Source organism: Bacillus sp. OV166 (genome assembly GCF_900177675.1).
GTDB lineage: Bacteria > Bacillota > Bacilli > Bacillales > Cytobacillaceae > Neobacillus.
In genome coordinates this window covers 2837449-2856730 of the sequence record NZ_FXWM01000001.1, presented here as the reverse complement: position 1 = coordinate 2856730, position 19282 = coordinate 2837449, and the positions used below count along the sequence as shown (strand labels likewise).

Here is a 19282-nt window from a genome sequence, read left to right as displayed (position 1 = left end):
TGACGGCTTAATTCAAACTCAACTTTTATACCAGATTTAATTATGACCAACTATTGAATGAGGCACATATGGCTCTTCTAGAAAAGCAATTTCTTCAGGTGTTAACTTGAGTGATAGAGCACCTACCGCATCATCAAGCTGAGAAATTTTCGTAGCACCGATAATAGGAGCTGTTACTGGTTCTTTCTGCAGCAACCAAGCAAGTGCAATATGAATACGAGGAACATCACGTTTCTCTGCGATTGAAGCAACTCGTTCTACCACTAGTCTATCTAAATCCGCAGATGGTTCATATTTAGATTTTAGAATCTTGTCTGTTTCTGAACGATGAGTCTTTTCCGACCAATCACGTGTCAATCTCCCTGATGCAAGCGGACTATATGGAGTCACCCCTATTTTTTCTTCCTTGCAAAGAGGCAACATCTCCCTTTCCTCTTCACGGTATATGAGATTGAGATGATTTTGCATGGAGACAAATCGAGTCCACCCATTTTTCTCTGCTACATGTAAAGCCTTTTGGAACTGCCATGCGTACATAGCAGAAGCACCTATGTATCTTGCCTTTCCAGACTTCACCACGTCATGTAATGCTTCCATTGTTTCTTCAATTGGGGTATTGTAATCCCAGCGGTGGATGATATAAAGATCTACATAATCTGTTCCCAGTCTCTTAAGACTTTTATCAATTTCACTCAGGATGGCCTTTCGGGAAAGCCCAGACCCATTTGGGCCTTGATGCATACGCCCCCAAACCTTTGTAGCGAGAACAATTTCATCACGATTGGCATAATCCTTTAATGCCCGTCCAACAATCTCTTCACTGGTTCCACCTGCATAAATATTTGCTGTATCAAAAAAATTAATACCATAATCAAGGGCTTTTTTAATAATAGGACGGCTGCTCTCCTCATTAAGTACCCATTGATGTCCCCCAGGCTGCACCTCACCAAAGCTCATACAGCCAAGGCAGAGTCTTGAAACATCCATTCCCGTATTTCCGAGTTTTGTATATTCCATTTACATTCCCTACTTTCCAAGTATTTTTAATCTTCAATTATAAGTATAAAAATAAATGTGAGACTTACAATTGTTAAATAGTTATAATTTGTTAATTAATGAACAGATGGAATAAAATTGTTTAATAACTTTAAATAATTGATGGCGAGTAAGTGTAATGGCGGACCACGCTTATTTGGAACAATAAAACAGCCAGTGTATATAACCTGGCTGTTATCCTTCAATCTCCTAGTAATAAGTGTTCCTCGATAAACTGATTAAGTTCTTTTGATTTTATACATCCTTTTCTCCGTTTTTTCTTTACAGCTCTAAAGTGAACCTTCATATTATCCATATTTATTAATTCTTTTAGCGATAAGTCTCCCACAAGTAGCTTAATAGCCGTTTCCTTTACCACTTCATCAGTAGTTTCGTTAAATAGAAGAAATGCCCAATTTATATTTAGGTTAGATAAGCGAAACAGTTGATAATTAAAAGACCGCACATTTTAGACATAACTAATATGTGTGGTCGAATTCATTTTTTTCTTAAACTAAAGCACCCGATAGTTTAAGTACAATGTTTCACAAACTTTAGTTCAATAACTATCATTTTCTTTTCAAAATAAATCTCGGTGGGGGACCATAAGACTGCTCTGCTTCGAAGTATGCAAGTTCACCTGGAATACAAGAGACAATGGATGGCATTCCATATCCAACAGCTTCATTCAATGCAGTTGTTAATGGTAAATCCTTTCCGTCAATACTATCACTCCAAGATATTGAATAACAGGACTTTCTTGCACCGTACTTTTCCAGTAATTGAGCAATTTCCTCTGGGGCAGAGTTTGGTTTAGGTATCTCAATCAAAAATTCATTTCGGAGAGTCTTCAAATAATTATGACACAACCTGCTTAATGCATCGTGTCTTTTTTTCGGAGAAAAAAGTTCAAACAAAACTCTTTGTTGAATTCTTTTATTAAAAAAAGATTTAACAATTATTTCTTCAAGTTCTTTATCCATTCCACCCCCTCCTTCAACTCAATTTTTATAATTCGACTTGGCATTCTTCAAGTCCTTTTTATTGAACTATCCCGACTGTTAGCGGAACAAGCAAAGAAAGCTGTCGCAGCAGTCACCGTTATTAAACTCTTGCACCCGTTAATTGAAAAGTTAATGATAGATAATTAAAAGAATCCCTAAAAATATAAATCCAAAAAGAATGATTAAACCACTTGTGTCTAGTAGGACACCTATTACCGCCCATAAGAAATAGAAAATTTTAATTTTTGTACTTTCATTTTTATAATTTTTATAAGACTCTTTAATTAACCATCCTAAAATGCTACATCCCACAACAACCAATATAATACCAATAGTCATTATTTTCATAAACGTTCCTCGGTTATAAAATAATTTACTTCATATACCTGTTAGTTTGTCACTTTTCTTGTTCCACTAACCTGCCACTTTAGTTGAAGAAAAAACGAGATCGCCGCAGCTATCCCATCTTTAACATAAGCACCCGTTAGCTTAAGTGCACCACTTCACAAAGTTACACCGATTTTAACATATATACATTGAAACTTTTCTTACTCACATTTCATTTTATATCATATAGAGCACCTCCCAGAACAAAAGGTACTCTATACATACGATTCATTGAACTTCTTGTTATTCTTTTCCGCTAAACTCTAAAATATTTAAACCCTCGGATTCTTCTGGTGCTTCAAAAAAACTAGTTACATGAATAAACACCGCTTCCGTGTCAAAAGCCGCTCTTTCAGGTTGTTCGTTACGCCTTTGTGCAATTTGACGTAAGCATTGGTCGTTATTTAGATTAAGGAAAATTAGTTGATGGCTTGCATTGACCTCTGATGCCATATCCAAAAACCACTTTCGTAGTTTTTTAGTGTTAGCTGGAAAATCCATTACAACATCTGTACCGACACTCAATATGTTTTGGACATGCTTTTTCACCAACGGTTTGAGCTGTGCTGAGAATTTTATATAATCTTCAAATGATGCGAACTGATTGGGGTAAAGAGATGAAAGCCATTCATCCTCAGACAACAGTACCGCATTTTTATCTATCGCCAATTGTTTTGATTTAGTTGATTTCCCTGCACCCATTTTTCCACAGAAAAAGTATAGCGTTCCCAATTGTTTCATATTTTTTAACCCCCTTTTGGTTTAAACTTTTTACTTCTTTAGTTCCCATAGACATTCTCCGCTTATTAATATTTAGATGTTAAGATTTATATCCAATTACTTATTCTACCAATTTCATTTATATTCCTTCTTAAACAAACCTGCCCGTTACTTTAAGTACAACATTTCACAATCTCTACTCTTGAGCGTTTCTGTATAAGCAGAAACGCTTTTCATTACTTGATGGAAAAACATAAAGCCTTTATATTGAACTTAATAAATAAAAAAAGCTGGTGGACTGAGTGGGAGATTCAATAGTTATCGATCAAATGCAACAGGATGATTGGGGACAGGTTCGTGAAATCTATTTAGAAGGAATTGCAACTGGTAATGCCACTTTTCAAAATGAGGATCCGTCATGGGAAGAATGGATAGTGGTCATATTAAAGAGTGTCGTCTCGTTGCACGCTTAGAGGATAAGGTTATAGGATGGGTTGCGTTAAACCCAGTCTCTGAGCGATGTGTCTATGCGGGCGTAGCCGAAGTGAGCATTTATGTTAGTCAAAGCAATAATGGAAAGGGGATTGGTAGTAGACTTTTAAATTCCTTGATTGAACAAAGTGAGCAGAATGGTTTCTGGACCATACAATCAGGTATATTCCCTGAAAATGTTGCTAGCCTTAAATTACATAGTAAGCATGATTTTCGGGAGGTTGGTAGACGAGAGCGTATTGGGAAAATGGATGGTGTTTGGCGTGATACTATTTTGTTAGAACGAAGAAGTAATATCGTTGGAATTAATTAATTCTATTCCAGCGAAAACATAGGGTTAATTCTATGCTATTGAAGGTGAAATAAATTGCGTATACTAGATTGTTCAACAATTGAAACAACAATAAAATCTCTATCTACTTTACTTAAAACTGATCAAAAGACCGTAAATTTGTTCATTGAATCGAATAAGTACCGAATAACTAATAACGATAAAAATACTTATTATGATAATCTTTCTATAGAAAACGTACTAAATTTTTTTAATCTACGTGAAAATGAGATTCTACCTAATAAATTGCTTATGTTCCATTTAACTTCTGGAATTGATGACACCAGTTTTCGGCAAAATGGAATATTGAACTTAGAAACGGTTATTAAAAATGGAATATTGTCTGATTTCTTTTCTGAATCAGGGGTCCAAATTAAATATGAGGAAGGCTCGCCTCCAATTATAAAATACAAGGGAAAAGACTATAGTGATGAGATGCTTTTCCATCGTTTTAACACAGATAATTGTATAAACGGCTTCTTGATAAAGGAGGATGCAGAAAACAATAGAAATGTAAGCCATATTAGGGAGTGTCCTGAATTTATATGGGATATTAGTAAACTAATAAGAATGCCACAATTAGTTGGAAAATGGACAGAAAATGCTAAACCAATGAAACTATCGCTTCTTCTCAACTTCGAGGATGTCCAGCATTATAATCCTTCGGAATATGTCCTAAAAGCAATTGAGTATGTTTTATTCAAAAATACCTCTTTTTGGGACCCTGATAAAAACTTTATGGTCTTCTTACATGAAGATGTTTGTATATCACCTAAAAATATAATGGAGGTAACCCAAATCAGTTAAGTTTTTACTAAAAAAAGAAGACCGACAAAGAACGGTCTTCTTTTATGTGGTTAATTTAGAAAAAACATATTTAAGTGTTCCTCTACAAACTTATTTAGCTCTTTACTTTTTATATAGCCTTTTCTCCGTTTTTTCTTTATGGAACTAAAATGATTCTTGATTATATCCATATTTTTTAAATCCTTTACGGTTAAGTCTCCATTTAATAACATAATTGCAGCTGCCTTCACTTCTTCATCAGAAGTTTCATTGAATAGAAGAAAAGCCCAATTTATATTTAGGTTATTGAAGTGAAATAGTTGATAATAAAGGGAAAACACATATTAGTCATATAACCAATATGTGTTTTCCTATTTATCCTGAAGTTAAACTAAAGCACCCGTTACTTTAAGTGAATTTTTTCACAAACGGATGAAGTATCCTAAAATACAAGATTCCTTTTGACTTTAAAATTTATTAATATTATGAACCTTTTTTGCTAAAATCATTGCTATGTACTGAGGAATTAAATTCAATAGACTTACTACTATTATTAGTTGAGAAGAAGAAAATGGTTTAAAGTAACCACCATCCCACATTTCTGTATCCGACATACCTCCATTAAAATAAAACGAAACCATCATAGATAACATATTTCCAATTATAAAGGGGATGAAATTGCAAAAATATTTCACAAGGAATGCAAGAAGGGAGGTTGCCACAATCATTATAAGATAACCTATCATAGAACGGTTAGCAAAGTCTTGTTTCATAGAAAAGTATACAAATGGAAAACAGTATAAAATAACTAAAAAGATACCAATGCTTATTTTTTTCAAATTTAGAACCCCCTATGTTTTAAAAACACTAATGTGTAATATTACACTAATTGTAACATAAGGTTCATTCGTTTAATACAAAAATTTCCGTATTCTTATTCAACTAAACTGCACGTTAGCACAATAAGAAAAGCTGCCAAAATGACAGCCCCGATCTTCAACTCTTGCACCCGTTAGTTAAAGAACGAATCATCATAACCCATTATGTTTATGTTCTTTTTTTAAAAGAATCTCGTAAAATTAAATAGCTAAATATTGGTATCATTACCACCATTGCTTCGTCATTTTTATAAAATAAAAAATACAGTCCAAATATCCAGGTAAATAATAAACTGATTACAATTAAAATGATTTTTTTTAATCTTTTCCCTTTAACATCTTCTTCAACTTTTGTTGTTTCCACGTTCACACTATTTGTCCGTTTAAATTCTTTTATAATGTCTATGAAAGTGAATATTGAAACAAGAACACAAAACAAACCTATAAATATGGCACTTACTCGGTGGTCATAAATCAGTTTACTGATACCAAAAATTAAACCAAAAAGTAATAAAATAGTATTTCTTAAAATGTCAGAATCCTTCTTTAAAAATGCTTTTATTCTACCCAATCTAAATCCACTTATCTTATAAAATTGTAAATTAATTATATCTCATTTAAGGTTTCCCTTCTTCAAGAAAACTGCTCCGTTAGTTTAAGTGCAAACTTTCACAAACTTACTTAATACAACGAAAAAGTATATAGATAATATATATTATTGATTACTGAGGTTAAAAAATAAACGAAATAATCATTTACATTTTTTTACACATATACTAAAATATAATTAAGTAAAAAAAATTTTAGTAAAAAATACTTTATCAAAGGGAAGGAGTGTTTGAAAATGAGCCTATTAGATATTTATTTACAAAAGAACGAAAAAAAACGATACGATGTATTCAAAGAAACTGGAATAAGTCAACAAATGCTCTCAAGTGTAAACAATAAAAGTGTCAGCAGTTATTCAGTTAAAACTTTACAAGCAATCGCTAAAACATTAGGGAAAAGTGAAGGGACTGTGCTTGATGAATTATTACGATTAGAAAACGAAAATCCTTACTTCGAGGTTTTTAATGCTGAAGATTTACTATTAGCATTGAAAAATAAGGAATCGTATATTCTAATTAAAGGCGAATACAAAAAAGAAATGGAAGAATTAGCGAAGTCACAACTTTCAGATACAGAAACATTAGGTTTGGAATTAGGTTCTGCTGGATTGGTAACTGTTTTGGCAGAAGTAATACTTCAATTAGTAGATTTATTCAGTAGTAAAGATGATGACAAAAAGAAAATTGAAAGCCAAATCCGTAAGTATAAGTTTAAAAAACTTAATGAAAATGAAATCCTATTGTATTTACGCCAATTAGATTATTAAGAGCATAAGAAGAAGTGATACTGCTTGGGAGTGGCAAGTAAAAGAAAGGTAACTGGAAATAACAAATAAATCTATCCTTGAGAAGCCCTCTTGGATGGATCTTTATTTGTTAATAGCATAATCCATTGATTTCTACATTGAATTGTTTAATTTCTTCTTGAAGTAACCTGCCCGTTACTTGAAGAAGAAAAAAGCATTACCGTTGTTTCAGTAATGCACCCGTTAGTTAGATGGTAATTCTAATTATTAATACTTCGTTTAATATCCTATTACAACTGATTTAAAGGGAATATTATCTATTTTGCTGACACTAAAAAAGATAATATTTTAGGGAATCTTTCTCTAAAGAAAAAATAATTATGTTCCGCATCGTTAATAATTTCAAACTTTACATTTGATATTTTCTCTCTTAAAATTTCATAAATGGAATTATTTGAAGCTACAAATTCCTTACTAATTAAAGCTTCACCTGAAGCTTCTTTAGTTCCACAGTCTAAGTAAAAATCTTCAATCGATGATAAGTCGGAACTTTTTAATAACTTTTCTAGCTCCTCCTGGTTACGGTAAAAAGCAGAAGAAACAGCAGCTACTCTGGTGAAAATGTGAGGATAACGGCACGCAGCAAAAGTGGAAATTAGCCCTCCTAGTGAAATTCCCGCCATCGCAGTACGGTCTTTTAATGTAAGGTATTTATTATCTATGAATGGCTTTAGTTCATTTACGATAAAGTCTATATACTCTGTCCCTTTTCCACCTTCTGAACTAGTATAACCTAATATTTTCTTGCTGTATTCTCCACTTACCCAAGGACAATATTCATTTTTTCGGTCTTCACTATTTTGGTCTATACCGACAACAATAACTTCCAATCCAATTTCATCTAAGTAGTTTTCGAGTTCTAAAGATTTGCCACCAATTGCATCATTATCACGAAAAACATTTTGCCCATCGTGCATATACAATACGGGGTACCTCTTATTTTCCTTGTTGTAATTTTTAGGTAGATATACTCTAATCAGTCTTTCTTGTTCAAACGGAGTTATATATACAGGAAATATTTCTAACACGATTATTCCGCCTTTCACCATCATTTCAATATTTTATTTTTTGATTTAATCCCTTGCATCCTTGTTGAACTAACCTGCTTCTGTTAGTTGAACAAGAAGTACACAATATGTTCGTATTGTTCATTCTCTTAATACTCCTATCAATGTAATTATGGCAATATAAATAATCCAAATCCAAGGTTTATTAAAGTATTGAGATAGTTTTTCCCGCCAGAGTTTCATTGCTATTCATCCATTTTGTTTCGAAATATGTGTCAGATATGCATTAAGCGTTTGTTACTTGAATCTTCTTGCTCCATAATAAGCAACAGCAGTACCATTAAAATCCACCGACTAGAATAGGAGTTAAATTGTTCCACTCAAAATAAAGAAACTAAAGCACCTAAGCAAAACCAAAGAAAGAATTTTATATTCAATGGGAAATCACCTTCCACTGACATTTACCTAATCTTTATTCCATACTAGTCAATTAATTTCCTTCTTGAACTGCTTCGTTAGTTCAACAAGAAAAAGACCGCCTCAGCGATCTTCAACTATCTTTAACTATTGCACCCGTTAGCTCAATAAGAATCGTCAAAACGTTCATTATCATATTCAAATTAAGACCTTTAATAAAATGAAGCTCTGAAAGAGATTTTTTCTGCTATTGTGTTCTTTCTAACCTGTTCCAAACATAGATAAAAACCATATCAATCAGAGATATTCCTATAATAGTGCCTAAATAAATCATAACTCCTATTCCTTGACTGATACCATCAGTTTCAGTTAGGAACCACCATAGGCTTCCTAAACCCATAACAACTATATTTACCAATAACGCTTTTATAATTGCTGTCACTGGTCTTTTTTTGTTTGAATCTTTTCGACCTAATATAAGAGAAACTAATAAAGAAAAAACGATAAGACCAAAGAAAATAATTAACTTCATACAAGTCCACCTCCAATTAATTTTTTCCAATCGTATCCAGTTACTAAGGGGTAATTACCAAAACACTGTAAACCTAATAACAAGTCTTCCCATATCAATCCCTAGTGTACATAAGTGTAATTTTACACTAATTATAACATAAGGGTAATGTAAGAAGTATAGAAATTTGCTAAAAATGCCCATCCATTATTGAGCTAACCTGCTTCGTTAGTTTAAGTACATTCTTTCACAATCAATATGAAAGACAGACTAAACACGGAACTCCACAGCAGCTTTCATAATGCCCTGTGATTCAAGCTTGAGTATCACTAATGTAAAAAGAGGGGCGGAAGGGAAAGGGAGGAAAGGAGATAGAACCGCTTAAAACGCCACCACCAGCCATTCTGAGCGTCTATATCGAGCATGGGTTGCTTATAAGGCTCATTAGACTCATTAAATGGACTTACTATGCCTCCGCTAACCTATCCGTTAGCACGAAAAAAACGTTCCTGTTTGTTACAGAAACGCTGCTGTTCAATAAAAAAGGCGGCATTCTCTGTTATAGAAATGCACCCCGTTCATCAAGGTACTTCTATTTTATATAAAAATTTATATCGTCTAAAGCCGAACGAGACTGTTCCCTTACAAAACTACTTTCATCTTTTAAACCTTGATTAATTATTGGCAAAACCAGTTTTTTGCTTATCTTTTCATGTATTTTTGCAATGTGACCAAAACAAAGTATTGCAGTGCCACGAATTTTAGCATTCTCGTGTTCACTGTATCTAGTCATAATATCTTGGATAAAATCTAGGTCATCTGAATTCAAGGCTAGTCCTAATAACCCATTTACAACTTCATCTGTATCATCGGAATTTATCAGTTTACAAGCATTTTCGTTCTTTTCGACATTATTACTATATCTTTCAGTTTTATCATCTACAATTTCATTTAAAATCTTCTCATAAGACTTTATTTTGCTCCAAAGTGACTTATATTCCAACGAATCTTGTTCATATTTGTCTAATTCACCAAACGCATTTATTAAAGATTTTTTTGTTTCAATTTCTTTATCTGTTTGACTATGTATATTTCTTCTATCTTTATACATAATGAGATTTTCTTTAAAATTTCTTCTTGCTTCTGTAAGAGAGTAATCCCCATTTGGACCACCCCAAACTTCATCTGCATATGGGTCATCTTGTCCATCATCTTCCCAATGACAAAGTTCACATATCTCAAAATTCCCTCGCTCTTCTAATGTTGGAAAGCCACAACAAGGACACTTGTCACGTTGCACTAAAAATCCCACCCTCATTGTTTTAGTTTTTAATAATATCAAAATCTTTCTTTACGGGTTAAACATTCTTATTTAGCTAAACTGCCACTTATATGTAGTATGATTTTCCACCGTAATCAACGTAAGTAAAGATACAAAAAGTGCCATATTCGTATCTTTGTAGAAGCATTATATATAGTAAGTAATTATAGTTTTTAACGTTAACAAACATAGGACTTTACTTGGAGGGGTGGGTATGATAGGCTTGCATGCCTGATGAAACAACGGCTTCAGCCTTTCAAGACCAATCATGCCCACAGAGGCTCCAAGTCAAGTCCTTACACGCTTTTCTATGGTTACATGTAAACATAGATAAAAGGGGCTTTCTATCAATCTTTTTGGACTGATACTATATATAATGGCAGTTTAGCTCAATAAGAAAAGTTGCTAAAATGACAGCCCTGGTTTTCGCTAACGCACCCGTTACTTCAATAAGGCTTTTACTTTTTACTCATCATCAAAGTCATCATATTCTTAAGAAAATATAATAATAAATTCCTTTAAACTAGGTGCATATTCTTCTAATTCTGTTGATTCGTGATTCCAAAGATAAATGGTATCTCCCATTTTCCCGTTCATTTTTTTAAAGCAAAGTATATCTCCCGAACCATCATCACCAATCGCAATAAGGTCCTCAGACATTCTTTCATCTCTTAATTCCTTATTTTGTCTAACAACATCATCCCAAGTTTTTTTAGGATTTATTTGGGTTTTAATAGAATAGAGAATCCATTCACCAATCTCCGCATTATTTACTAACTTAAAAAGTTCTTTGTACTGTTCAGGAAAAATCAAACCTAACTTTTCCTCTGCCAGCTTAATATCCAATTCATCAACGCCTGATTTCTTTGTTTCGATTAAATTCCGTACATTCTGCATTTAGATAAAACTCCTTCACCCATAAATCTTTCATTATTATTAATTCAATAACAAATTTATCATTTCCTTCTTCAAGTAACCTGACACGTTAGTTTAAGTGAATCATTTTACAAACTTCTTACTTCTTGCGTTCCATTGATTTAGAGTAACCAAAACAATCTCTATATAACTTCCTGCCAATATATTGTTCAAAATTATTGTATCTATTTCTGTAATATTCGTTCCAATAGCTAATCATTCTATTATAGCTTTTACAAAACGGCATAATATTTTCTAGACAAAATCTCTTAATCCGTTCTGTATTCTGTTCTTTTAACATTTCATAAGTCATTTCTAACATTTCTACGACATATTCATCACATATTTTTACAATATAAGGAATAGCCCAATCTTCATAATCCATCTGAAGCAACGAATACAAATGCTTTTGGCGAACAAACCCATCACAACTCCTAGAATAAATGCAATGCAAAATCATTATTTGTCGTTCACTTAAATTCTCTATAACTTCATCTGAAATATCAATGTAGTAGATACGATACGGAAATCGAATCACGTTATCATCTTGAAAGTATTTAATACTATCCTGGGAGACACCAATAGTTACATTATTGTAAGTCTTTTGTGGAATCAATCTAACTGCTTTAGTCACATCATCTTTCAAATAGTTAGGAAATCCATCTTGAAACATTCAATCACATCCTTGGTTCGTATAATGCTACAAATGGTGTACATTAACCAACTGCGTCTTCAGTACAACAAGAATTATTCAACAGAGATTAAAAAACCTCCTTCTTATAAAAGTAAACTGCCCAGTTGAAGAATGTTTAGATCTCTAAAAAGTATTCAGTAAGCTTTTCATTTTCTTTTGAACGTAATTGCTTATTTTCTTTTTCAAGTACTTTAATCTTTTTCTCTAGTTTTTCGATTCTTCTTTTTAGAGAATCAATGATAGCTTTTTGATTGTTTTCATCTCTTTGAATTCTACCTATTATATAGGTCTTTTCTGTTTGTTTTTTTAAGAAGTCAATCCGTTCTTTCAACTGTGGATTATTATATAAGGTAGCCTTGCTTATCCCAGCTTCTTTTGCCACACTGTTAAAATTAATATCTTTCGAATTCTTTATCAATCGTTTGATTGCCTCTTCTACTTTATCAAACGTTTCTTTTTTGCGTTTTTCGTGTAATTGTTTTAATTGTTCTGCACGATCATAACTAGCCACGTTTAGCACCCTTTCTATTTCTTTCCATTTCCTTTTGTATACGTTCGAAACGGCCAAAAATCACACTTCCGCTCTTAATGGTTTCGTAAATTTTTTGGTACCGTTCCAAATTGTTTTCATTTGCTTCGACCATATCTTTTCGTCCGAACTGTTTTGCTGCTTCAATCATTTTCATGGTTGACTCAATGTGAAGTTCATATTTTCTTACATCCATGTCAGAAATTCCAACAGCCAAATCAAAACAGGGTTTCCCATTATTTGCAGTTAAACAGGGAGGTTCTACTGCAAGTGGACAATTGCCATTAATTCTTGCACGACATGACCCGTAAGGGTTGTCTAAAGCGTTAAGCTTTTCATTCTTCCACAACATATCCATAACATCATTGGGAATTTCTTCGGATTCTTTTACTTGGTGCACCTGACCATTGAGGTCAAATGTAAAAACCCCTTGTTTGACTACTTTTTCGAAAGCTTTCCGTTTAGTATCATCCAACAATCGGGCGTATCTCATTGTCATTTCAGGCGAAGCATGTGCTAATAAATCTTGTACGGTTAAAATATCTGCTCCGCCGTTTAACATCTTTACTGCATACGTATGCCTGAACTGATGGATTTTAAAGTGAAAGATATTGCCTACCTCATCAGTGATGTTCTTTTTAATTGCCAGTTCATTTAGTTTTTGTCTTACCCAACCTTGATTAAACGGCCTCCCTTTTCGGGAACCATTGTAACGAACGAAAATATATTTTTCAGGATTGTTATCATCGTTGCTTCGTTCCTTGGAGCTATGGATTAGAACAGCGATTATATTTGCTAGCTGATCATCAATTGGAATTTTATGACCTTTTACATACGTCTTTTCAATATCCGTTTGAATGGAGTATTTACCATTTAAGCGAATCAAACAATCTTGAGTTAATCCTAATGTATCACTGATTCGCAGACCTGTTTTGAAAGAAACCCACACAACTGGTTGTAAATCGGGATCTAGGTCCTTCAGATTTTCAAACAGTTGTTCTAATACATAATCAGGAATGTAATCAATATCATCATCAGATTTCTTATCTCTTTTTGGATAATCCTCAGAATAAATTAGCTTGAAAATTGGTTTCCTTGGTGCAATACTGTATTCAAAACGTTGAATGTCGAGAAGAAAGGGGTTTACACATTCCAAACTACTTTTTATATAAGTCTTAGGATTTGAATTTTTTCGTTTTAACCTATCATTTTCATTCTCATGAAGGAACTCTAAATATTTTTCAATATGGTCCCTTTTAAGGTCACTTAAATCGTTCCAATCAGGTTCAAGTTCGACAATGAAGTTTAAAAAAAATGAAACATTGAATACATATCTTCTAGCAGTTCCCCACGAAAAATTTTTTCCGCTTAACAATCTATTTTTGACATATTTTTTTAAATAAAGTTTATAATTTTCATTTTTGATAAAAGTAAAATCTGCATAATATTGGGATACTGAATGATTATATGGAATTCCGTATTTCTCATTTAAAATTCTTATATCCCATTTATCTTTTCCCCATTCTTCTCGTGTGTCTGTTAGATTAGATAATTTTTCATATACCGAATGTAAGAATATTACCATAGGTGACTTATATTCTGTTTCTCCATAGATAAGGTCTTTTCTCTTTCTAGTTATTTTTATATTGTTTTTATTAAGCCACCAAACCCATTCTTTTTCAGCTTTATCAATATTTAAATCTAGTAGAGAATTTAGTCGAGGGTGTTTTTCATCTATAAATCGACTAAATCTATTTAAGTTGTTGTAGTATGTCGTAAATAGAGACCCAAAACTCAAATCATCTTTAAACAATTTGTTATAGAAAACAAATTTTATTTCTAAGGCAATGTTTGGATTTTTAATCTTGAACCTTAAATTTTGATTTGTCCCTTTGTATTTCTCAAGTCCTTCCTGGAAGTTTGGGATTTCGCCTATGTCATTTACGTTCCAAATATCGTTAACTAAAAAATAATCGTCATTTACGATGCTTCTTTTTACTTTCCCATCGTTGGAGACTTCCGTAACCTCATAAGAGGAAAGGGTAGAAGTGATTAAATCCCAATATTGACTTTTGGGAAGTGTATAATTTTTCATGATGTTTTTCAAAGGGATTTCCTCCTAAACTAATATTTGAATTAAAAAGGAAGCATTTCATCAAGGATACTATCTTTCTCCTCATTTCCTATTCCCTGTCCTATTTGAAAAGCAGGGGCGGCTTTTTCCCAGTCTTTTCTTATATCATCTTCCGAAGGATGAACATATAGGTCGATTGTGGTTTGGATATGTGCATGTCCTAAACGTTCCTGGACCATTTTAATATTTTTGGTAAGAAGGTAATAAATTGTTCCATGAGTATGGCGAAAAAGGTGAGGGGTTACATAAATCCCCGTTTTTTTCTCCAGTTCTTTAAATGTGGCATAAACATCTGAATACGTCATTGGTTGACCCGCATTTTCTCCACGGAGTTTTACCAGAACAAAGTTATGATCAGGATTAAATTCATCAATGACTTCGTACAAATAGTCATCATATAAATCCATCAATCCTTGAGAAACGTCCAAACTTCTTTCTCCAGTTTTAAGCTTTCCACCATTAGGAAGTTCGCCTCTATTTTTTAAAGAGATTTTGTGTTTTCTTTGTTTGCTGTCAAAATTAAAATCTTCATGAAATAAAGCGAGACATTCGCCTATACGAAAACCAGTTTCAAAAAGCAGCCGAATCAAAAATTTATCCCTTATGTTGGTGGTAGCCCGATAAATGGTTTCTACTTGTTCTTTTGTGAAAACTTTTACTCTCTCTTTTGGTTCGTCCAATTTTAGAATGTTTCTGTTGTAATGCTTATCTTCATTTACATGATGCAGAAAGCCTTTGTATCCTCTACCACCAGGCCCCTGCATATACCTTTTTCATCAATTTTTCAACTACATTTGGTTCAATTAATTCATCTCGATATAGAAAGTCATAAAAATTGGTTACTGCAGTAATATACAAATTAACCGTCTTCTCTGTTCGTTTAGGCTTTACTTTTCCATGGGGAATCACTTTGCTGCTCTCAAATGGATTTCGAAGATACGCAACAAAATTTGATAAATCTTCAAACATAATATGGGTATACTTTAGGTTTTCTTTATTGATGTATTCAAAAAAATGTTTTAATGCAGTACAGTACGTGTGCAAGGTGTTACTGCTCATTTCTCTGTTATGCAAATGCTTCATATATTTAGCAACAGGAACAACAGGTTTTCCTGATGAATCGACAAGCAAAAAAACCTTTTTGTGATTTATGCTTATTTCTTCTACCTTCATAAATGCCTCCTACGAGAATTAACTTCTACATAGGAATTATTTAAGTGAAACATATTAAACCCTTTTTTTAATCTGCAAATAATTATTCAATTATGTACAAAAAAAAGATAATTAGTTCTCAAACTGAACCAATTATCCTTTGTTTTATTATCTAAACTTAACCCAATCGGTTACTTTATCCATTTCTAAGCTTCGTCACCATCCCAATTGCCCCATATTTTGATTTCTTTATAATTCACTGGCTTTCGGCTCTTATTTTCAATTAAGAGCAGACCCCGATTTAGCTTATAATCATGGCAAAACTTATATTCTTTTGGCTGTTCATTATCTACGTAAAAGTAAACATCAATGTTAGGTCTATGCCAATTAATGTCTGTATCATTTTTAAGGCGAACTTCATCCCAATTAATGCTTCAATGTCGCCACATATTCCTCTCATTTCTTCGATAACCAGTTTTTCGATTCTATTAATAAGGCTGTCACTCATTGCTATTCTCCAATTCTTTTAATCGTTTATAAGTTTTTTCTTGCGATTCTTTATAGCCTTTAATGAAGTGTTCAATGTATCTTTCACGAGCTTGAGGTATTATGAAATCTGCTTCATTTGCGTCTTCCTCTGCGATTTTGCGTATTTCTTCATCAGTGTCTAGGTAATCTTCGGGAACAATTTGGCCTAACAGTCGTTGGCGTTCATGTTTCTCATACAACTTTTTGCAATCATCAAGAAACTTAATCCGCTTTTTCTCTTCTTCTGGATCCACTTTACCGTTTAGCTTGTCTATGACATCTTGAGCGTCTTTTCCCGTGAGTTTAATAGGTTTGTAATTGTTCGGATAAAACCGTTCCTTCACTTCCTCAACCGTACTATAACGGTTCGGATCATGCTCTACCCATTCTGATTCGGGGAGTTTTGCTCTTTCTTTAACCATTAATTCTTCATCTTCTTCCTCCAAATTCGAAGGGAATTCTCTGCTATAAAAATATGTTTCGTGCAACAGTTTTAACGTCCTAATCCTTTCACCATTATCCATTGATTCGATTGCTGCAACAATGTCCTCAGCTTTCATCATCGTCCTCCTTTACCAGCGGCGGCTTAATGATTTTGATAATTATGAATGGTAAATCGCTTTCCTTTGTTCTTTCCGTGAAAAACTTAAAGAACTCGGCTTGATTCGCAAATTGAGGCAGTATTCGTACTTCATCGGCTGTAATATCAGCAGTGAAAATAACTTCATCACCTGTTCTTAATTTAAGTTGATAAGTATATGATTCTCTCATTTCTTCACCTTTTGTTCTTTCTTCCATTTCTTATAGAATTTATCGAAATCCTTTACGCTGTTAAATACTAACCGTGTTTCACGTTTGAACTTGATTTCTTTCGGCGGTTCCGAAGGGAACAGAATCTCCTTCGCCCTTTCGACAGCTTGGTCGAGTGCTCGTTGCCTTGCGACTGGATCCTTTATATAAAACGGATGTTTAGTGATGTCTTTTTCCCTTTTAGCAGTCATTTGTAATCACCTTTTCTAAATGGAGGTAAACTAGCTCTAATTCGTGCTTGTTCCATCAATTCATCCGATACTCTCGCATCTTTTACCAAGCGGTAAAATTCATCGACTATTTTACCAAACGCTTTTTTCGCTTTTTCATTAGTTTCGGTTTTTATTAAATCTTCAATATCACGGATAACACTTAATCGAGCTGCTAAATAGGTTGTCGAAGACATATTATTTAACTCTTCGATAAACTGTTTTAATTCACGCTGGTATCTCTGTTCTTCTAGCGGTAATTGACTTAATTTTAATTGCTCGTAACCTCTACGATAATCGCTTATTTCACTTTCTGTCCTTATATCGCTCCAATGCCAATGTTTGTGTATTTCACGAATTACTTTTTCAAATATCAAAAATTATTCACCGCTCATTTATCGTCCCGCCTGGGATTAATAATGCTGGCAAAATGCTTGGCGATTTCAGGCCTATTCTTAACCATTTCTTCATACTCTTTGCGAATCATTTCGTCATTTAACTTTTTTGCCGTTTCTTGCAACCATTTTAATTCTTTATCGTCCATTGTCGTCCTCCAAGTGTTTTCGCAAGATTTCGGCTGCTTTTAGGCATCCATAAGCATAATCACTTTCATCCATTAATTTTTGTACTGATTCCTTGATTACTTCTACATAATCAGAATCACTACTTTCGAACAATTCAAGCCATATACGATGCTCATTTAATGTTCTTCGCCAATTTTCATACTCGGTTTCAAGGTGCTCTATTACGAGTTCCAATTGCGAATCGCTGTTATTATCGCTCATTCTAGTCCTCCTTCAAATCATAGCGTGATAATGATTCCTCATCACGGACCTCAACGGTAGTAAAAAATAAGTCCTCTGGAACCTTTCTGTCCTCCTAACCCATATTTAAGATGACGCTCCCTTCTTTAAGGGCCACTGCTGTACAAACATCTAAGAACTCAAGAGTTCGCTCTTTTTCTGCTTTTGCGTCAAGCTTTTGGACTCCTCCAGCAATGGTGAGCATGCCAACAATCGGATCGAGTTTTTCTATCGTTGGCTCGCTATAAAACTCAATTTTTTCTATATAGTTATAAGCATCCAATAATTGCACATCTGTAAATGATATATCACCTTTATCTCCGCTGTAATGGCCGTAAGGATTTTCCAACCCCAGTGACTTATAGAAATGTTCCACATTCGGATTCCAGACCTGAAAACTCTTACTGCCAATCAATCTACCCTCTTTGGTTCGTGCTTCGGTGTAAAAACCCATTAATCATCGCACTCGCTTTCTTTAATTATTCGGCCATCGGGATATTTACGAACAATATCTCCTTCCTTATTCTTGTAAACGATATAGGTGCCATGCTTTCGAGCCTCTTCTAGAGCGTATTCACCAGTCTTGCGAATGATTTTACTATTTCATTATCAAAGAATGTTTTAACCACTCATTACCCAACCACTGCACTGATTACTGCACCAGCCAATGGATTATCAATCTTGCTATTGCGGAACAAGTAATTGATTAGCACAGGATCCGTGTAGAACTCCTCTACTAGAACTTTCCCTTCCAGAAACAACATAATAAACTCACATTCTATTCGAATTTCCACACCATCTTTGTTCAATATCCTTATATCATTGGCCCACTCGTACGAATACCCGTCATCATCGTCTTCAACGTTTATATCGTGGAGTTCTCCATCTTCGGACATGCCTTTTTCGTAATAATCGAAGTTACCGTTTCTGTGCTCACCTAGGATTTCCCGCAAGAACTCATAGAATCCCTTGATATTTTCCTTGAATACGTTATTTTTAAGGAAGCCTTTTATCGTGCCATCTTCTTGCAATTCCAAATCGAAAATTGACGTATCGATTCGTTTATCTAATGCTTCCTTCCATTCAGCTTCTGTTAATGCTAGATTTTCACGGTTCCATCTTGTTGGCCCTTTGGTTGCCTGAGCACCGAATTTGTTAATGATTCCTAGTGTATAAAATGTCCCCACGTTTTGTTTTCCTCCTCA

Annotated in this window: 26 protein-coding genes and 1 pseudogene; 4 read left to right on the top strand and 23 right to left on the bottom strand. The window is 33.7% G+C overall.

What is annotated here, in order from left to right:
• Positions 1-36: 36 nt before the first annotated feature.
• The 4 genes from CCK98_RS13760 to CCK98_RS13740 all read right to left on the bottom strand — a co-directional run bounded on the left by CCK98_RS13760 (position 37) and on the right by CCK98_RS13740 (position 3167).
• Positions 37-1017 carry an aldo/keto reductase gene (locus tag CCK98_RS13760; protein WP_088087112.1) on the bottom strand — a complete coding sequence of 327 codons (981 nt, stop codon included), beginning with the start codon at positions 1015-1017 and terminating at the stop codon, positions 37-39.
• A 587-nt stretch (positions 1018-1604) separates the two neighbouring features.
• Positions 1605-2018: a hypothetical protein gene (locus tag CCK98_RS13750; RefSeq protein ID WP_088087110.1), complete on the bottom strand. Its 414-nt coding sequence runs from the start codon at positions 2016-2018 to the stop codon at positions 1605-1607.
• A gap of 150 nt (positions 2019-2168) precedes the next feature.
• Positions 2169-2387: a hypothetical protein gene (locus CCK98_RS13745; RefSeq protein ID WP_088087109.1), complete on the bottom strand. Its 219-nt coding sequence runs from the start codon at positions 2385-2387 to the stop codon at positions 2169-2171.
• 282 nt (positions 2388-2669) lie between these two features.
• A complete protein-coding gene (locus CCK98_RS13740; RefSeq protein WP_088087108.1) occupies positions 2670-3167 on the bottom strand; it encodes an ATP-binding protein in 498 nt (165 codons plus the stop codon).
• A 281-nt stretch (positions 3168-3448) separates the two neighbouring features.
• Here CCK98_RS13740 and CCK98_RS36815 point away from each other — a divergent pair, with 281 nt between their 5' ends.
• The 3 genes from CCK98_RS36815 to CCK98_RS13730 are packed head-to-tail and all read left to right on the top strand — an operon-like array spanning position 3449 to position 4776.
• A complete protein-coding gene (locus CCK98_RS36815; protein ID WP_306298939.1) occupies positions 3449-3619 on the top strand; it encodes a hypothetical protein in 171 nt (56 codons plus the stop codon).
• Positions 3574-3951: a GNAT family N-acetyltransferase gene (locus CCK98_RS13735; protein WP_306298938.1), complete on the top strand. Its 378-nt coding sequence runs from the start codon at positions 3574-3576 to the stop codon at positions 3949-3951. Before CCK98_RS36815 ends, CCK98_RS13735 begins: the two co-directional genes overlap by 46 nt.
• A gap of 54 nt (positions 3952-4005) precedes the next feature.
• On the top strand, positions 4006-4776 hold the full coding sequence (locus CCK98_RS13730; RefSeq protein ID WP_088087107.1) for a hypothetical protein: 771 nt from the start codon (positions 4006-4008) through the stop codon (positions 4774-4776).
• 446 nt (positions 4777-5222) lie between these two features.
• Here CCK98_RS13730 and CCK98_RS13720 read toward each other — a convergent pair whose 3' ends face one another.
• Together CCK98_RS13720 and CCK98_RS13715 are read right to left on the bottom strand one after the other, a co-directional pair.
• Positions 5223-5594, bottom strand: a complete 372-nt coding sequence (locus CCK98_RS13720) for a hypothetical protein (protein ID WP_088087105.1) — start codon at positions 5592-5594, stop codon at positions 5223-5225.
• Positions 5595-5802: 208 nt separating this feature from the next.
• On the bottom strand, positions 5803-6204 hold the full coding sequence (locus tag CCK98_RS13715; RefSeq protein WP_088087104.1) for a hypothetical protein: 402 nt from the start codon (positions 6202-6204) through the stop codon (positions 5803-5805).
• 273 nt (positions 6205-6477) lie between these two features.
• Between CCK98_RS13715 and CCK98_RS13710 the strand changes: the two genes are divergently transcribed.
• Positions 6478-7008 carry a helix-turn-helix domain-containing protein gene (locus CCK98_RS13710; RefSeq protein WP_088087103.1) on the top strand — a complete coding sequence of 177 codons (531 nt, stop codon included), beginning with the start codon at positions 6478-6480 and terminating at the stop codon, positions 7006-7008.
• 296 nt (positions 7009-7304) lie between these two features.
• Here CCK98_RS13710 and CCK98_RS13705 read toward each other — a convergent pair whose 3' ends face one another.
• The 17 genes and pseudogenes from CCK98_RS13705 to CCK98_RS13635 form a co-directional block, all read right to left on the bottom strand.
• Positions 7305-8075, bottom strand: coding sequence for an alpha/beta hydrolase (locus CCK98_RS13705; RefSeq protein WP_088090404.1), 771 nt, complete (start codon positions 8073-8075; stop codon positions 7305-7307).
• Positions 8076-8718: 643 nt separating this feature from the next.
• The gene (locus CCK98_RS13700; RefSeq protein ID WP_088087102.1) at positions 8719-9003 is read right to left on the bottom strand and encodes a hypothetical protein; all 285 of its coding nucleotides are present in this window, start codon (positions 9001-9003) and stop codon (positions 8719-8721) included.
• 571 nt (positions 9004-9574) lie between these two features.
• On the bottom strand, positions 9575-10282 hold the full coding sequence (locus tag CCK98_RS13695) for a CPCC family cysteine-rich protein (RefSeq protein ID WP_218780157.1): 708 nt from the start codon (positions 10280-10282) through the stop codon (positions 9575-9577).
• Between the two features lie 513 nt (positions 10283-10795).
• On the bottom strand, positions 10796-11200 hold the full coding sequence (locus tag CCK98_RS13690; RefSeq protein ID WP_088087101.1) for an SMI1/KNR4 family protein: 405 nt from the start codon (positions 11198-11200) through the stop codon (positions 10796-10798).
• Positions 11201-11318: 118 nt separating this feature from the next.
• Entirely contained in the window at positions 11319-11891 is a 573-nt protein-coding gene (locus CCK98_RS13685) for a hypothetical protein (RefSeq protein WP_088087100.1), read from the bottom strand.
• A 136-nt stretch (positions 11892-12027) separates the two neighbouring features.
• Positions 12028-12423 carry a DUF6262 family protein gene (locus tag CCK98_RS13680; protein WP_088087099.1) on the bottom strand — a complete coding sequence of 132 codons (396 nt, stop codon included), beginning with the start codon at positions 12421-12423 and terminating at the stop codon, positions 12028-12030.
• Positions 12416-14548 carry a tyrosine-type recombinase/integrase gene (locus CCK98_RS13675; RefSeq protein WP_088087098.1) on the bottom strand — a complete coding sequence of 711 codons (2133 nt, stop codon included), beginning with the start codon at positions 14546-14548 and terminating at the stop codon, positions 12416-12418. Before CCK98_RS13675 ends, CCK98_RS13680 begins: the two co-directional genes overlap by 8 nt.
• A gap of 29 nt (positions 14549-14577) precedes the next feature.
• Positions 14578-15748: pseudogene (locus CCK98_RS13670) on the bottom strand (tyrosine-type recombinase/integrase).
• 328 nt (positions 15749-16076) lie between these two features.
• Positions 16077-16235, bottom strand: coding sequence for a hypothetical protein (locus tag CCK98_RS35340; RefSeq protein ID WP_179195795.1), 159 nt, complete (start codon positions 16233-16235; stop codon positions 16077-16079).
• On the bottom strand, positions 16228-16818 hold the full coding sequence (locus CCK98_RS13665; protein ID WP_142292153.1) for a hypothetical protein: 591 nt from the start codon (positions 16816-16818) through the stop codon (positions 16228-16230). The genes CCK98_RS35340 and CCK98_RS13665 overlap by 8 nt, the downstream gene beginning before the upstream one ends.
• Positions 16805-17026: a hypothetical protein gene (locus tag CCK98_RS13660; protein WP_088087096.1), complete on the bottom strand. Its 222-nt coding sequence runs from the start codon at positions 17024-17026 to the stop codon at positions 16805-16807. The genes CCK98_RS13665 and CCK98_RS13660 overlap by 14 nt, the downstream gene beginning before the upstream one ends.
• Positions 17023-17256 (bottom strand): hypothetical protein, encoded by a 234-nt coding sequence (locus CCK98_RS13655; protein ID WP_088087095.1) that lies wholly within the window; start codon positions 17254-17256, stop codon positions 17023-17025. Before CCK98_RS13655 ends, CCK98_RS13660 begins: the two co-directional genes overlap by 4 nt.
• The gene (locus CCK98_RS13650) at positions 17253-17651 is read right to left on the bottom strand and encodes a hypothetical protein (protein ID WP_088087094.1); all 399 of its coding nucleotides are present in this window, start codon (positions 17649-17651) and stop codon (positions 17253-17255) included. The genes CCK98_RS13655 and CCK98_RS13650 overlap by 4 nt, the downstream gene beginning before the upstream one ends.
• 14 nt (positions 17652-17665) lie before the next feature.
• The gene (locus CCK98_RS35335; protein ID WP_179195794.1) at positions 17666-17818 is read right to left on the bottom strand and encodes a hypothetical protein; all 153 of its coding nucleotides are present in this window, start codon (positions 17816-17818) and stop codon (positions 17666-17668) included.
• Positions 17808-18059: a hypothetical protein gene (locus CCK98_RS13645; protein WP_088087093.1), complete on the bottom strand. Its 252-nt coding sequence runs from the start codon at positions 18057-18059 to the stop codon at positions 17808-17810. Before CCK98_RS13645 ends, CCK98_RS35335 begins: the two co-directional genes overlap by 11 nt.
• 94 nt (positions 18060-18153) lie before the next feature.
• Positions 18154-18531 carry a hypothetical protein gene (locus tag CCK98_RS13640; protein WP_142292152.1) on the bottom strand — a complete coding sequence of 126 codons (378 nt, stop codon included), beginning with the start codon at positions 18529-18531 and terminating at the stop codon, positions 18154-18156.
• A 178-nt stretch (positions 18532-18709) separates the two neighbouring features.
• Entirely contained in the window at positions 18710-19264 is a 555-nt protein-coding gene (locus tag CCK98_RS13635) for a hypothetical protein (RefSeq protein WP_088087091.1), read from the bottom strand.
• Between the last annotated feature and the right edge of the window lie 18 nt (positions 19265-19282).